This window comes from Pseudomonas sp. GL_139_B (assembly GCF_057834475.1).
Map to the genome: position 1 here is coordinate 2,980,076 of NZ_CM174403.1, position 13,291 is coordinate 2,993,366.

Annotated in this window: 13 protein-coding genes and 1 pseudogene; 5 read left to right on the forward strand and 9 right to left on the reverse strand. The window is 57.5% G+C overall.

What is annotated here, in order from left to right:
* Window positions 1-42: 42 nt before the first annotated feature.
* The 4 genes from AC3ISI_RS13655 to AC3ISI_RS13670 all read left to right on the forward strand — a co-directional run bounded on the left by AC3ISI_RS13655 (window position 43) and on the right by AC3ISI_RS13670 (window position 3,723).
* Complete coding sequence (locus tag AC3ISI_RS13655; protein WP_223521580.1) at window positions 43-1,026, forward strand: flavin reductase family protein; 984 nt, start codon at window positions 43-45, stop codon at window positions 1,024-1,026.
* 17 nt (window positions 1,027-1,043) lie between these two features.
* Window positions 1,044-2,351 (forward strand): spinster family MFS transporter, encoded by a 1,308-nt coding sequence (locus AC3ISI_RS13660; protein ID WP_489337711.1) that lies wholly within the window; start codon window positions 1,044-1,046, stop codon window positions 2,349-2,351.
* Window positions 2,352-2,491: 140 nt separating this feature from the next.
* Window positions 2,492-3,082 carry a TetR/AcrR family transcriptional regulator gene (locus tag AC3ISI_RS13665; protein ID WP_489337435.1) on the forward strand — a complete coding sequence of 197 codons (591 nt, stop codon included), beginning with the start codon at window positions 2,492-2,494 and terminating at the stop codon, window positions 3,080-3,082.
* A 197-nt stretch (window positions 3,083-3,279) separates the two neighbouring features.
* Window positions 3,280-3,723, forward strand: a complete 444-nt coding sequence (locus AC3ISI_RS13670; protein WP_489337436.1) for a hypothetical protein — start codon at window positions 3,280-3,282, stop codon at window positions 3,721-3,723.
* A gap of 213 nt (window positions 3,724-3,936) precedes the next feature.
* Here the strand turns inward: AC3ISI_RS13670 and AC3ISI_RS13675 are convergent, their stop codons facing one another.
* From AC3ISI_RS13675 to AC3ISI_RS13715, 9 genes and pseudogenes are all read right to left on the reverse strand, one after another.
* Window positions 3,937-4,587, reverse strand: coding sequence for a dTMP kinase (locus AC3ISI_RS13675; protein ID WP_489337438.1), 651 nt, complete (start codon window positions 4,585-4,587; stop codon window positions 3,937-3,939).
* Window positions 4,588-4,847: 260 nt separating this feature from the next.
* A pseudogene (locus AC3ISI_RS13680) lies at window positions 4,848-5,072 on the reverse strand (aromatic amino acid lyase); the annotation flags it as partial.
* A gap of 92 nt (window positions 5,073-5,164) precedes the next feature.
* Window positions 5,165-6,640: an amidohydrolase family protein gene (locus AC3ISI_RS13685; protein ID WP_489337439.1), complete on the reverse strand. Its 1,476-nt coding sequence runs from the start codon at window positions 6,638-6,640 to the stop codon at window positions 5,165-5,167.
* Window positions 6,637-7,836, reverse strand: coding sequence for an amidohydrolase family protein (locus tag AC3ISI_RS13690; protein WP_489337440.1), 1,200 nt, complete (start codon window positions 7,834-7,836; stop codon window positions 6,637-6,639). The genes AC3ISI_RS13685 and AC3ISI_RS13690 overlap by 4 nt, the downstream gene beginning before the upstream one ends.
* An 11-nt stretch (window positions 7,837-7,847) precedes the next feature.
* A complete protein-coding gene (locus AC3ISI_RS13695; RefSeq protein ID WP_489337441.1) occupies window positions 7,848-8,615 on the reverse strand; it encodes an ABC transporter ATP-binding protein in 768 nt (255 codons plus the stop codon).
* 25 nt (window positions 8,616-8,640) lie between these two features.
* Entirely contained in the window at window positions 8,641-9,354 is a 714-nt protein-coding gene (locus AC3ISI_RS13700; RefSeq protein ID WP_489337442.1) for an ABC transporter permease, read from the reverse strand.
* A complete protein-coding gene (locus AC3ISI_RS13705; protein WP_489337443.1) occupies window positions 9,351-10,040 on the reverse strand; it encodes an ABC transporter permease in 690 nt (229 codons plus the stop codon). Before AC3ISI_RS13705 ends, AC3ISI_RS13700 begins: the two co-directional genes overlap by 4 nt.
* Window positions 10,041-10,144: 104 nt before the next feature.
* Entirely contained in the window at window positions 10,145-10,915 is a 771-nt protein-coding gene (locus tag AC3ISI_RS13710) for an ABC transporter substrate-binding protein (protein WP_489337444.1), read from the reverse strand.
* A gap of 85 nt (window positions 10,916-11,000) precedes the next feature.
* On the reverse strand, window positions 11,001-12,224 hold the full coding sequence (locus tag AC3ISI_RS13715) for a cyanate transporter (protein ID WP_489337445.1): 1,224 nt from the start codon (window positions 12,222-12,224) through the stop codon (window positions 11,001-11,003).
* Between the two features lie 179 nt (window positions 12,225-12,403).
* Here AC3ISI_RS13715 and AC3ISI_RS13720 point away from each other — a divergent pair, with 179 nt between their 5' ends.
* Window positions 12,404-13,276 carry a LysR family transcriptional regulator gene (locus tag AC3ISI_RS13720; RefSeq protein WP_489337446.1) on the forward strand — a complete coding sequence of 291 codons (873 nt, stop codon included), beginning with the start codon at window positions 12,404-12,406 and terminating at the stop codon, window positions 13,274-13,276.
* Window positions 13,277-13,291 lie beyond the last annotated feature (15 nt).

A 13,291-nucleotide genomic window follows, 5' to 3' on the forward strand; every position in this document is an offset into this window, starting at 1 on the left:
CTAATACTGGCCATACGAAAACTCCACTCCATGAGGCCAGTCATGGCAATGCAAAACATCAGCTTCGATCCCCAGGCATTTCGTGCCGCGCTCGGCACGTTCACCACTGGGGTCACGATCATCACCACCCAGACCGAAGACGGCTCGCCGGTGGGCATCACCGCCAACAGTTTCAACTCGGTGTCGCTCAACCCGCCGCTGGTGCTCTGGAGTCTGTCCAAGCAAGCACGCAGTCTGCCGATCTTCAGCAGCGGCAAGCATTGGAACGTACATGTGCTGTCCACGGAGCAAGAAACTCTGTCGGGACGTTTCGCCACCCAGGGCGAGGACAAGTTCGCCGAGATCGAACTGGACAATGGCATCAGCGAGGCACCGCTACTGCAAGATTGCACGGCGCGCTTCCAGTGCCGCACGGCGTTCCAGTACGAAGGCGGCGATCATGTGATCTTTGTCGGTGAGGTACTCGCCTTCGATCACAGCGACCGCGCGCCGTTGGCGTTCCAGAGTGGCCAATACGCCCTGGCTACGCGCAAGCCACGCAGCGAACTGCGACTGGCTACCACCCCGCCGCCACCGGAGTGCAGCTACACCGAGGACTTGCTCGGTTACCTGCTGGGGCGTGGGCACTATCAGGTCCTGAACGTCCTGCGGCAGCTACTGAGCAGCCAGCAGCTGGACGAACAGACGTTTTTTGTTCTTTCGATTTTGTGTATCCGCGACAACCTGACCCTTGAGGAAATCAACACCTTTGTTAACTACACTGGCCGCGAAGTCACGCTGGCCAGCATGCGTTTCCTCGAACGTCAGCGCTTGGTCGCGTTCGAGGGCTCGGCAGACTCATTACGGTTTGTCCTCACGGCCCAGGGCCGCGAGGTTTCACTGCATCAATTGGCGCTGGCCAAGGCCGTGGAAGAAGATCTCTCGGTCAAACTCGGCGCGGCCGACGCGCAGGCCTTGAAGGTCTTGCTCAAGCGCCTGATCGTCGTGAGTGACCCCGGCCTGCCTGATCTGTGGGCACCACGGTGACTGTCCGCGAAGGTTTGTTGTCACCAGCCAGGGTCGGCTGGGGCAGCCACGGTTTGCTATTGCTGCTGGCCATGGTGTTTGCCGACAATTTCGTCGGGCGACAAATACTGGCTGTCATGGTCGAACCGATCAAATCCGAATTCGCAGTCAGCGACACCGCCATCGGGTTGATCTCGGGATTGGCGTTCGCGGCAGTCTATGCACTCATGGGGCTGCCAGCGGGTCGGCTGGTGGACCGCATGCCGCGTATACGCCTGCTGGCAATGTCTTGTCTCCTCTGGGCCGTGGCGACAATGGCTTGCGGCTTGGCCGGCAGTTTCGTTGCGCTGGCCTTTGCGCGCATGCTGGTTGCAGTGAGCGAGTCGCCGACGACTTCGGCTTCGCTGTCGTTGATCGCTGACCTGTATCCACCACAACGACGCTCATTCGCTATCAGTTGTTTTACCGCAGCACCGACGTTTTCCTCGATCATTGGGTTAAGCATCGGCGCCTGGGTGGTGGAGCACTATGGCTGGCGCAGTGCGTTCGTTGCCCTTGGAGTGCCGGCGCTGGTGTTCAGCGCCATCCTCGCCTTTGTCGTGCGCGACCCTCAGCGTGGCCGTTGGGACCTTACGCCACACCCCCAAACGCAGCCTGCGCTGCTGGGCATGGGCGCTGAAGCACGCAAGCTCTGGGCGTTGCCGGCCTATCGTTGCCTGATCCTCGCAGGAGGACTGACCACGCTCAGCTCCTATGCCATTGGCATGTGGAACACGAGCTTTCTGGTGCGCTCCCACGGCCTTTCATTGCAACACGCCGGATTACTGGCGGGGGTGATTTGCGGAACTTCGGCCGGGATCGGTGGTTTGTTCAGTGGCTGGTTGACTGACCGCCTGTGCCGTCGCAATCCACACTGGCAAGTATCGATTCCGATATTCGGTCACTTGGCGGCCATCTGTGCGCTGATCCCGTATCTGCTCTGGTCCGACTCCCTGTTGGTACGCCTGGGTGATGTGCCGATTCCAACCGCCATGCTCTGGTGCGCGCTTTATTCCTTTTTTGCCGTCTGGTGGGTCGCCCCGTCCTACAACCTCGTCACCCAACTGGTGCCACCCGGTCGACGCGGTACCGCCATGGCGCTGCAAACCATCGTCAGCACGCTGCTTGGGGTCGGCATCGGGCCACTGATAACCGGCTTATTCAGCGATATGTTGCTTCCTCTGTTTGGCCACGAGTCACTGCGGTATGCGCTGCTGCTGGTGAATCTGCCGGTCATTTTCGCAGTGCTATTGCTGATGCGCACCGCGAGCCATGCGTCCAGAACGGGCTATCGTCACGAGGGATAAGCTAAGCCCATTCCTATGGTGAAAATACTTTCATTCTGAGATTTGCGGCGCGCAGGTCCAGTTACGTGGAGATGAATGAACCTGCATCAATCTACGACGCGTATTGACCATGTTCTCATTTTTCTAGTAGACGGATCGACATGCAAACTACCATCGCATCAGCCAATCCAAAACACAGCGCTCGCGATCGAATTCTTGACGCTGCGGTGGAGCTCTTTGCCACTCGCGGCTTTCAGGCAGTCGGCTTGCGAGATCTGGCAAACTACCTGGGATTGCATGCCGGTTCGCTATACCATCACATCGATAACAAACAGGCCTTGTTGTTCGAACTCATAGAGTCCGGCTTATTGGATTTATTGCAGGAAACGAAGCGTCGAATGAAAAATGCACGAAGCCCTTGCGAGCGACTAAATTTATTTATTCAAGCCTTCGTCACATTCAATTTTAATGAAAAACATAAACTGGCTCTGATCACCAGTGAATTTGCAAATCTTAATAAAGAACAACAGACTCGGATTATTCAGCTGAAAAACAGATACTCATCAATTTTAAGCACCGTTATCGCTTATGAGCGCGACGAGAAAGAAACGTTTAATGGCGACATCTGCCCACTCACAAATACAGCCGTCATAATTCTATTTGGGCAGTCGCAGTGGTACAACCCTGAAACAACCGAATTACAACTTACAGAAACACTCACCAATATTTTTACGCGCATGACTGGCAACTAAAACAGCAACTAAAGATTAATTTATCTTTGCGCCGCATATCGCGCCCCCCCCCCATAAAACGGCCGTCGGCGCTTTGCGCCGACGTAGCACGAATGCGTTTTTACATACCATCCATCAGTTCGATCCCGCACACGAAACAAGCCACTAAACTTCACAAGGGGGATGAAATCAACGCACCTCAAATCAGGAGATCTGTGATGAACAGAACATCTTGGCTGGCGTTGGTAGTAGTGGCAGGGGCGATTTCAGGTTGTGCGAACAGAACTGAAATTGTTGATGTCCCGTTGCAGGCTACCCCGCAAAACGCTGAGCATATCGCTCGAGCCAACCTTAGTCCGGTGGGTAATCAGACCAGCATCTGGCTTACCATCGGTGGTGTCCCCCACGACTTGGCGGTACCTAGCCGCCTTGACACAGCTATCTATACTGGCTCGTGCCAGCAGTTGGGCGCACAACCGGCGTACAAGACCCATCAGGCAAACAGTGTCGATTATCCATCGTTAGCATCGCGAACCCAGTACTGGGCTCAGGCACCGGTGGCGCTGAACGAACTGACCAAGGGGAAATATGCCTTGCTCGTCCGCACCAGCCCGGCAGACGGCAGCCGCCCTATTTTCTGTGGCAATATAAGCGCTGGCTAGGAGCGCATCGAGCAAGCTGTTCGGTTCCGTGGCCTGTGCAACTGCCGACAGGCTGCGGTGACGCGTCCATCAGTGCTGCCTCCAGCTACTGTTACGTGAGGCGATTCAAGCGATAGATCCAGGTAAATAGTTGTTTTTTAGCCTTTTTATTTTTATCTTTTATAGTCAGCGGTCACACCCAAGGTCTTGTTCTGTATTCATGGAAAACCAAGCTCATGAACACAAACCGGCGCAGCGAACTTTGCCTACGGAGCCTCCAAGGACCCCATAGATCTCAGAAACCACCTGCATCGTTGCGTCTTCGATCGTTCCTTCATTACGGCATAAAACCCAGCCGTGATCTGCAATCGCTTGCTCGAATGCCTGGGTACAAGCGACATGTTCTTCCAGATTATGGATCACAGTACTGCTCAACCCACGCCGTCGTGCCGCCGCCCTTGCCCATGAAATTTCCGGGTTGGTGACAACCCCGACATGCAGGTCTGGCACTTGCACGTTTCGATCAATGTTCAACTGCAGAATCTCTGCAAACGGGACTATTCGACGAAACGCGGCATCAGATGGGTACCAGCGATCAATCAAGATGATGCTGTCTGGTGGCTGTTTAGCCAGCACGTGCTGGGAAATCCAGGCACGGCTATCAGCAAAGCGCTCACAAACCTCCAACTCCAAATCCCGAGTGGGATTTCTGACCAGTTTGTTAACGAGGGTCATTGTTTCACCCCGATAGGGATCGCTTTTTTGCTCGGAAAGTCGGATCACCTTTTTGTTGTCTGCCCGCAGTACTTTCGTCACGGCCTCCAACAGTGTGGTTTTTCCGGCTCCCTTGGGCCCATCCAGAGAAACAAACAGCGGACGATTCATTCTTCAAATATCGACTGAGATACGGTTTTTTTTGCCCGGTTCGTGCGCTGGAACCGCTTGGCGCGACTACGCGAATCGAGTGGAGAGCCCTTATGAACAGGCATTGATGAGCACTCTAACTTAGTTTCTGGCTGGCGGGTTTCACCACGACATAAATTCGCCGGCAAGGCGGCTCCTACAGGGCCCATACGATCCACTGTTGGAGCTGGCTTGCCAGCGATGGCGCCCTTACAGGCTAGGCAGCAACTTCACCGACCACACTTGTAACGCGCCCTGCCCTCACCCAGCAACACCAGCGACATGTGCGCCAACGGCGCCAAATCGCCGGAAGCACCGACCGAGCCTTTCAACGGGATGTGCGGGTAGACCTCGGCGTTGATCAGGGCGATCAGCGCGTCGATGACCACGCGACGAATTCCGGAAAAACCACTGCTCAGGCTGTTGACCTTGAGCACCATGACCAGGCGTACCATGCTGGTAGACAGCACGCAGTTGGGCCAGGCTCAGTTGGCCGGGAATAACATTCAGTGTAAGCACCGTGGGACATTGGCAGGGTCAGCCCTGCTCTTTGGCGAATTCAATGGCTACCTGCCGCGCGATACCTTGCCGCCCGCCAGAGGTTGTTCGATTCTTTTGTCAGATGGCGCAGGCCACTACGGTCCAGCATGCGTTCCGATTCCTCTTGCACCGCGGCCAGCACCGCAGCCTCGTCGACGGCGCGTACGACGTAGTCTTCCATCAAAATCCTGCCATCGACGATGGTGGTACACACATCCCCGCCGTTGGCGAAACAAGTGACACGGTGGACCGGCATGTTCATCGGCATCAGGTGTGGTTTGAACAGGTCGATCAGAATGATGTCGGCTTTCTTGCCGACTTCCAGAGAGCCGATTTCATGGTCCATCGACAGTGCCTTGGCCGCATCGATAGTGACCATTTCCAGCACTTTGCCCTGCGGCAGAATGTCCGGATCGCGAAAATGGCGGCGGTGGTAGTGCATGCACTGGAACATGTGGCGGAACATGTCGTAACCGCGGTCCGGGGCGGCGCCGTCGGAGCCGAGGGCGACGGTGACATTGGCCTCGATCAGTTCCGGTACCGGGCAGCGGCCCAGGATCGACATGATGGCGCTCGGGTTGTGCACGATTTTGGTCTGTGTCTCGCGGCACAGGGCGATGTCTTCCTCGGTCAGGTCAATGCAGTGCGACATGAAGGATGTCGGGCCAAGCAGGCCCAGTTCGCGGTGGGCCAGCGCCAGCGTACCGGCGCGATGGCCATCCTGGGTGAACGTAAGGCCATAACGGTGGGCCAGCGCCAGGTAATCCCGTGCTTGCTGGCGGAACAGAGGCGCCTGCTCCCGGTGGCTGGGCTCGTATTGTGGCGCGTACACTGGCAGCGTGATGGCAATACGCACCCGACCGTCAGCCATGCCGTCGCAGCTTCTGGCGATTTCTTCGCAGACCTCGAACATGGTCTCGAAATTGACTTCGCGTCGAGTGGGCGGCTCAGTCGTCCAGTCCAGGTAAGTGCGCGGCGCTGGCGGCCGCGACGGCCCGACGGCCACCACCGAGCGGGTACCGATTTCGGCGATTGCCTGGGCATGGCGTTGCGCATAAACCGGGTCGTCGACCCGCATGATCGAATCGCCTCCACCCAATAACGACACGCCGGTGGTGGTGCCGCATTTCAGTCGCTCCAGCGCCGACAACCTGGCATCGATCTCCCAGAACCCGACTCCGGAGGCCAGGGTGTAAATGTTCTCGCAAGCCCCCATCCAGGCATCGCCCTCCCCGCCACCAATGGTTTTCAGCATGGCGTGGCCTGCATGGGCGTGGCTGTCGATCAAGCCTGGGAGCACCGCCTTGTTGCGCGCGTCGATGACTTTTTCAGCTGTGAAGCGAGACCGCAGTTCTTCCGTGCGCCCCACCGCAACGATCCGGTTGCCAAGCACGGCCACCGCACCGTCGTGGATGACGCGCCGTTGCTCATCCACGGTGATGACCACACCGTGCTCGATCAGCAGGTCTACTTTGTTGAGTGTATTTTGAGTCACAAGCGGCTCCGGAGCAGATTGCCATTTTTCGCCACGACGACTCCCCGGCTGATCACCGTCCGCGCTAACGGGCGACTCACAACGGCTTCACTCAAGGTTTCTGCAGGCAGCAACAACAAATTGGCTGTTTGTCCCGTTGCCAATCCGTGATCAGTTCGTCCGAGTGCTCGGGCTCCATTGCCGGCAGCGGCTTCGAACGCGGTGCAGAGTTCGGGGTCTGTTCTCATGCCGCAGCGCAATGCGAGCAGCATCGCGCGTTCAAGCATGTCGCCATTGCCCATTGGGGTCCACGCGTCCCGAATACCATCAGAACCGAGGCAGACGTTGACCCCCGCTGAAAGCAGCTCGGCAAAGGGTGGAATGGCAATGTCGGATGGCGCCGTGGTCATGAGTGAAATACGATTGGCCGCCAACCGTTCAGCCAACGGGAGCACTTGAGCCCAGTTTTTCATGCCCAGGCAAAAGGCATGGCTGATCATGACCCGCCCCTGACGCTGATAGCGCTCAGTGAAATCAATGATGCGAGCAATCTGCCAGAGGCCCAATTCCCCACCGTCATGCAGGTGAATATCGATACCGCGATCAAACTTGTCCGCGAGATCGAACAGTATCGTGAGATGCGCGATGGGATCGTTGTCTATGCCGCAGGGGTCCAGCCCCCCTACCACCTCAACCCCCAGCTCCAAGGCTTCGCGCATCAATGCCTCGACCCCGGGGCGATTCACCAGGCCAACCTGTGGAAAGGTGACGAACTCAATATCAATCAGGTCGGCGTAGCGTTCGCGCAGCTCCAACATGGCTTGCACATGCTCGATGCCCAACTCGGGATCGGCGTCTACATGACAGCGCAACGTCAGCGAGCCGCGAGCGATGCATTGCTCCAACAGAGCACCCGCTCGTTCTGCGATGGGTGATGTGAGCTCGCGCAGGATTTGACGCTCATTCGCGATGCGCGCCTTGAGCGTCGGGCCTGCACTGTGCGGCCGCCAGGGTTGCCCCCACAGGGTCTTGTCCAGATGGATGTGGCTTTCCACAAGCGAAGGAACGAGTAACTGACCTTGCCCGTCAAGGTCAGCGTCAGCGACTGGATTGCCACTGGCTGGCTGACGGTCGCCAATACGCCCATCAACAATCTGTATGTCTTCAATGTCGCCGCCATAGGGGCGGACATTACGCAGCCAGAACGATTTGTTCATTTGATCCTCATCTACTTCAAGTTGCCGGCAAGGAACTGCTTGAGACGCTCACTTTTGGTGTGCTTGAACAGTTGCTCCGGGTTGCCTTCTTCCTCGATTTTGCCCTGGTGCAGGAAAATCACATGATTTGACACCTCGCGGGCAAAGGCCATTTCGTGTGTCACCACCACCATTGTCCGGCCTTCTTCGGCCAGGGCCTGCATCACCTTCAACACCTCGCCGACCAACTCCGGGTCGAGCGCCGAGGTCGGCTCGTCGAACAGCATCACCTCTGGCTCCATCGCCAGGGCCCGGGCGATCGCCACACGCTGCTGCTGGCCGCCAGACAGGTGCGAGGGGTACTTGGCTTCCATGCTGGCTGGCAGCCCGACTTTGGCCAGGTACTTGCGAGCGCGGGTCACCGCCTCATCGCGGCTGAGGCCAAGCGCATGCATCGGCGCTTCGATAACGTTTTCCAGCACGGACATGTGTGCCCACAGGTTGAAGTGCTGAAACACCATGGACAGTTTGGTTCGCATGCTTTGCAGCTGTTTCTGGTTGGCCACGCGCAGCCCACCGTTCTTGTCCTTCTCGGTGCGAATTTCCTCGGCATTCACCGTGATTCGCCCGGCGCACGGCTGCTCGAGGAAGTTGATGCAACGCAAGAAGGTACTCTTGCCCGAACCTGAGGAGCCGATGATGCTGATCACATCGCCTGCCTTGGCCTTGATTGACACGCCCTTGAGTACTTCGTGGTCGCCATAGTTCTTGTACAGTTCGTCTACGGTCAGTTTGTACATGGTGTTGACCCTGCGTAGGTGGCCTTCAGGCGGCCTGGGGTTTCAGGAAGGCCAGCCAGCGGTTTTCACCGCGACGAAATAGCCAGACAAGCGACAGCGCAATCACCGCGTACAACAGTGCGGCGATGAAGAAGGCCTCGAACGATGCATAGGTCGCCGAATTCACGTCGCGGGCGACCTTCAGGATGTCGGGAACCGTGGCGGTAAACGCCACCGAGGTTGAATGCAGCATCATGATCACTTCGTTGCTGTAATACGGCAGTGCGCGACGCAACGCCGAGGGCAGAATGATGCGGCGATACAGGGTGAACTTCGACATGCCAAAGGCGCGGGCCGCCTCTACCTCGCCGTACGGCACCGACTTGATCGCGCCAGCGAAGACTTCCGTGGTGTAGGCGCAAGTATTGAGTGCGAACGCCAGCACCGTGCAGTTGAAGCCTTCGCGAAAGAACATGTCGAGGAATTCGTGCTCGCGCACTACGCTCAGGCTGTAAACACCGGTGTAGATGATCAACAACTGTATATAGAGCGGCGTGCCACGAAACACATAGGTGTAAAAACAGACTGGAAGTCGGACAAAGCGGTTTTTTGAAACACGCGCCACGGCCAGCGGCACGGACAGCACGAATCCGATCGCGATCGACAGCACCAGCAGCCACAAGGTTATTGCCAGGCCGGAAAAGTTAGCGCCGTCCGACCACAAATACGCTTGCCAATATTCCTGGATAATCGCTATCACAGTTCCGCCTCCCGAATGCCGACGGAGTAATGATGCTTAAGCCATATCAAGACGCCGTTTGAGACCGTGGTAATGAAAAGATAAATCAGTGCACCAATCACAGTGAAATAAAACAGCTGCATAGAGCTCTTTCCGGCATCCTGGGTGGCCCTGACGATATCGGACAGACCGATGATGGACACCAGCGCGGTCGCCTTGATCATGACCTGCCAGTTGTTGGCAATACCCGGCAGGGCAAAACGCATCATTTGCGGGAACAAAATACGATAGAACGCCTGCCACGGGCTGAGGCCATAGGCCATGGCAGCCTCTGTCTGACCACGCGGCACCGCCTGGAAAGCACCGCGGAAAGTTTCGGTAAAATAAGCACCGTAGATAAATGCGAGCGTCGCGACACCCGCCAGAAATGGATCAATATCAATTTGATCCATTCCAAGCCCTTCAGTGACCTGGTTGAGGAGTATCTGAATGCTGTAGAACAGCAACAGCATGGTCACCAGATCGGGAACACTGCGTATCAGCGTGGTGTAGAGGGTGGCCATATTGCGTAGCCAACGATGACCTGACAACTTGGAACTGGCGCCTGCCAAACCAATCAGTACCGAGGCCAACAGCGATAAGGTGGCCAGCTTTAGTGTCATCCACGTGCCACTCGCGATCAGCGGCCCATAATCTACCAAGGACATTGCATTCTCCTTGAACACGATAGCGGACTGCCTATCTTGTTCAGTAGTACTTTTATTGTTTTTAAATGCCGCAAAAGCCTGGAGTCGTAAACGACTTGAATCTATTAGTTGTAAACATCAAAGGAGAAGTATTTATCGGAGATCGTCTGATAAGTTCCGTCCTTGATAATCTCGGCCAGCGCTACATTGATCTGTTCGCGAAGTTCATTGTCTTCCTTGCGCAAACCAATCCCTGCCCCCACACCGAGGGTTTTCGGGTCGCGCAACTCCGGGCCGGCAAAAGCAAAATCACGTCCGTTCTCGGTTTTCAAAAAACCCAGATCGGCCTGCACTGAAGATTGCAGCGCTGCATCCAGGCGGCCGGCCTTCAAGTCCTGGTAAACCAGGTCCTGGTTCTGGTACGTCGTGATGGTGACGCCTTTCTGCGCCCAGTAAGTCCTCGCATAAGTTTCCTGCGTGGAGCCCTGCTCGATCCCGACACGCTTGCCTTGAAGGGATTCAACTGTTGGCTGAAGGTCGGAGCCTTTTTTCGCAATGAGACGGGGCAGGACATTGCTGATCTTGTCAGAGAAGGCAATTTGCGCCTGACGTTTCTCAGTCACACTCATCGAGGAAAGAATGCCGTCGAACTTCTTGGCTTTCAGCGCCGGGATGATGCCGTCGAACGAGTTCTCGACCCATACACATTTGACCTTCAGCTTTTCGCAGATCGCGTTGCCAAGATCGATATCGAAGCCTACCAGCGTGCCATCGGGTGCCTTTGACTCGAACGGAGCATAAGTGGGGTCAACGCCGAAGCGAATGACTTGCAAGTCTTTCGCATAGACGCCGCTGGCGGCCATGGCCAGAACAACTGAAACTGTAAACTTCTTCATATTTTAAGTCTCCGTAGGCACAACGGTACTGAGGTTTAAAAAGTAGCCGAGCTGTATTCGGCCATGTCGTTCTGTTTAACCACGTTCACACTGCTCGCATGCTGTGTCGGTAGCTCGCCGGGGAAAACTGGACAGTGAGCACCGCCATAGCCGCGAGCACGCCAATGTGCAACCACCAGCCAGTGATGAAGCTCCCGCCGGAGTCGCGCAGCCAGCCGATCAACCAGGGCGCAGTCGAGGCGAGCAAGAAACCGATACCCTGAACGAAAGCCGCCAAGGTGCCGGCCGCTTGCGCGCCGGACAAATGGTCGAGGCTGACAATCAGGCTGAGCGAGAAGAACCCGCCGAGGCCGAGTCCGGCCAAAGCGACCCACAACCACGGCGCTGCGTTGGGGGCCAGCGCAAAGCCGGCGAAACCAGCGATCTGTAGCGCTATCGTCACCCATAAGGCACCGCGCCGGTCAGCGCTGCGGCGGGCGAGCATCGGCATGGCGAGCGCCGCCGTCGCTTGGAACAGTGCCAACCACGCGAGCAAGTTTCCCGAGGCCTGCAGGCCCATGTTCTGCTGGTGGTAGAAGGAAGGCAGCCAGGTAACCAGGCTTGAGTAGCCGGCGTTGGTGAGTCCGAAGTAGGCCGCCAACTGCCACGCACGCCGATTTTTGAAGAAGCTGCCGGTCAAGACCGGTGCAGGCCCACCAGTAGCAATCGGCAGAGTGCGTGGCGCGCACACCAGCCACAGCAAGAACACCGCAAGCGCTGGCAACGCCCAGATGGAAAGCCCTAACCTCCAGCCGCCATACGCATTCAGCCAAGTGCTTGCCAGCGAGCCAAGTGCCCCGCCGCCGACCAATGCCGCCGAATAGAGTCCCATCACCATCGCTATCCGGTCAGGAAACCAGCGTTTGGCGACACCCGGTATCAAGGCCTGAATCACCGCCACGCCAGTACCGGCGATACCGGCGCCAACGATCAACTGCGCTCCGTCCGTGACCACGGCCCGTGACGCGCACCCGAGCATCAAGAGCAACAATGCGCCGGCCAGCGCCCGTCGTTCGCCGAAGCGTCGTGCGACACCCATGCCAATGAAGGCAATCAGCCCCATCAGTACAAAGGGCAAGGTGGTCAGCATCGCGGCGGCGCGAAAGTCGAGGCCGATGTCGGCTCGCACCAGTTCGAGCACCGGCCCTACCGAGGTCAGGAATGGCCGCAAATTCATACCCAATAGCACCAGGAGCAACAGGGCGGCGAGTGATACCTCACCTGCGCGCGACACGCCCGTAGCGATGCAAACCGATCCGCGGTCAATCATGGCGCGCACTTCTTTCCCAACGGTGAGGATTCGGGCTCGGCATCAGTGTCACGTCAGTTGTCATCACATTTACCTTGGGATTTTGGTCAACAGGCCGCAACGCGGCTGTTCTGAAAGATTAAGATCAGGTGCTATTATTCGGAAATGAAATGTTCGAATGACAATTAGTGGGGAATGTAATGACTTCGGCGCTGATCGATCCGTTGCTACTCAAGAGTTTCGTCGCGGTGGTAGAAAGCGGCAGCTTCACCCGTGCCGGTGAGCGCGTGCACCTGAGCCAGTCGACCATCAGCCAACAGTTGAAGCGCCTTGAGGAGCAACTGGGCTGCGAACTGGTCAACCGCAGCGGCCGCTACGTCGGCACCACTGAGGACGGTGAGCGTTTGCTCGTCTATGCACGCCGGATCCTGGGGCTGATGGAAGAAGTGGTGGAAGCGTTACGCAAGGGCCACGCACAGGGCGAGGTGCACATCGGCGTGCCAGAAGACTTCGCGTCCGACTTGCTGACGCCGACGCTTGCCGCCTTCGCACGCGCCCACCCCTCGATAAGACTTGAGATCAGCAGCGGGCTGAGCAATACGCTATGGCAACAGTTTTGTGCCGGCGACTACGATTTGGTGCTGATCAAACAGCGACCGGGACAGGTTGTGGGGCATGCCGCCTGGCCCGAACCATTGGCCTGGTTCGACAGCCTCAGCGAGCCGACATACGAACGCGACCCGCTGCCGCTGGTGGTGTTTCCGGTGGGCGGCTTGTATCGCGATGAAATGATCCACGCGCTGGAGAGCGCCGGCCGACGCTGGAGCATCGGCTACAGCAGCGCGAGTCTCGCCGGTGTTCGGTCAGCCGTCGCCAACGGTCTCGGGGTCAGCGTGCTGCCCTCGCGACTTGCACTGCCCGGCCACCGACGGTTGGGCGTCGCCGAGTCCTTCCCCGAACTGGCGTCACTTGAAATCGCGCTACACCTGCGCGCCGACGCACCCCGCCGCGTGGTCGATCTGGCCGAACAGCTGACAAAGCTATGCGGCCAAGTGACGGGGCATGTCGCCTGAGCGCTCTTGGAAAAG

What these genes read in the sequence shown, in the direction of transcription:
- AC3ISI_RS13655 (WP_223521580.1), top strand. Translation starts at nt 43, where the DNA reads ATGGCAATGCAAAACATCAGCTTCGATCCCCAGGCATTTCGTGCCGCG.
- AC3ISI_RS13665 (WP_489337435.1), top strand. Translation starts at nt 2,492, where the DNA reads ATGCAAACTACCATCGCATCAGCCAATCCAAAACACAGCGCTCGCGAT.
- AC3ISI_RS13670 (WP_489337436.1), top strand. Translation starts at nt 3,280, where the DNA reads ATGAACAGAACATCTTGGCTGGCGTTGGTAGTAGTGGCAGGGGCGATT.
- AC3ISI_RS13675 (WP_489337438.1), bottom strand. Translation starts at nt 4,587, where the DNA reads ATGAATCGTCCGCTGTTTGTTTCTCTGGATGGGCCCAAGGGAGCCGGA.
- AC3ISI_RS13690 (WP_489337440.1), bottom strand. Translation starts at nt 7,836, where the DNA reads ATGAACAAATCGTTCTGGCTGCGTAATGTCCGCCCCTATGGCGGCGAC.
- AC3ISI_RS13695 (WP_489337441.1), bottom strand. Translation starts at nt 8,615, where the DNA reads ATGTACAAACTGACCGTAGACGAACTGTACAAGAACTATGGCGACCAC.
- AC3ISI_RS13705 (WP_489337443.1), bottom strand. Translation starts at nt 10,040, where the DNA reads ATGTCCTTGGTAGATTATGGGCCGCTGATCGCGAGTGGCACGTGGATG.
- AC3ISI_RS13710 (WP_489337444.1), bottom strand. Translation starts at nt 10,915, where the DNA reads ATGAAGAAGTTTACAGTTTCAGTTGTTCTGGCCATGGCCGCCAGCGGC.
- AC3ISI_RS13715 (WP_489337445.1), bottom strand. Translation starts at nt 12,224, where the DNA reads ATGATTGACCGCGGATCGGTTTGCATCGCTACGGGCGTGTCGCGCGCA.
- AC3ISI_RS13720 (WP_489337446.1), top strand. Translation starts at nt 12,404, where the DNA reads ATGACTTCGGCGCTGATCGATCCGTTGCTACTCAAGAGTTTCGTCGCG.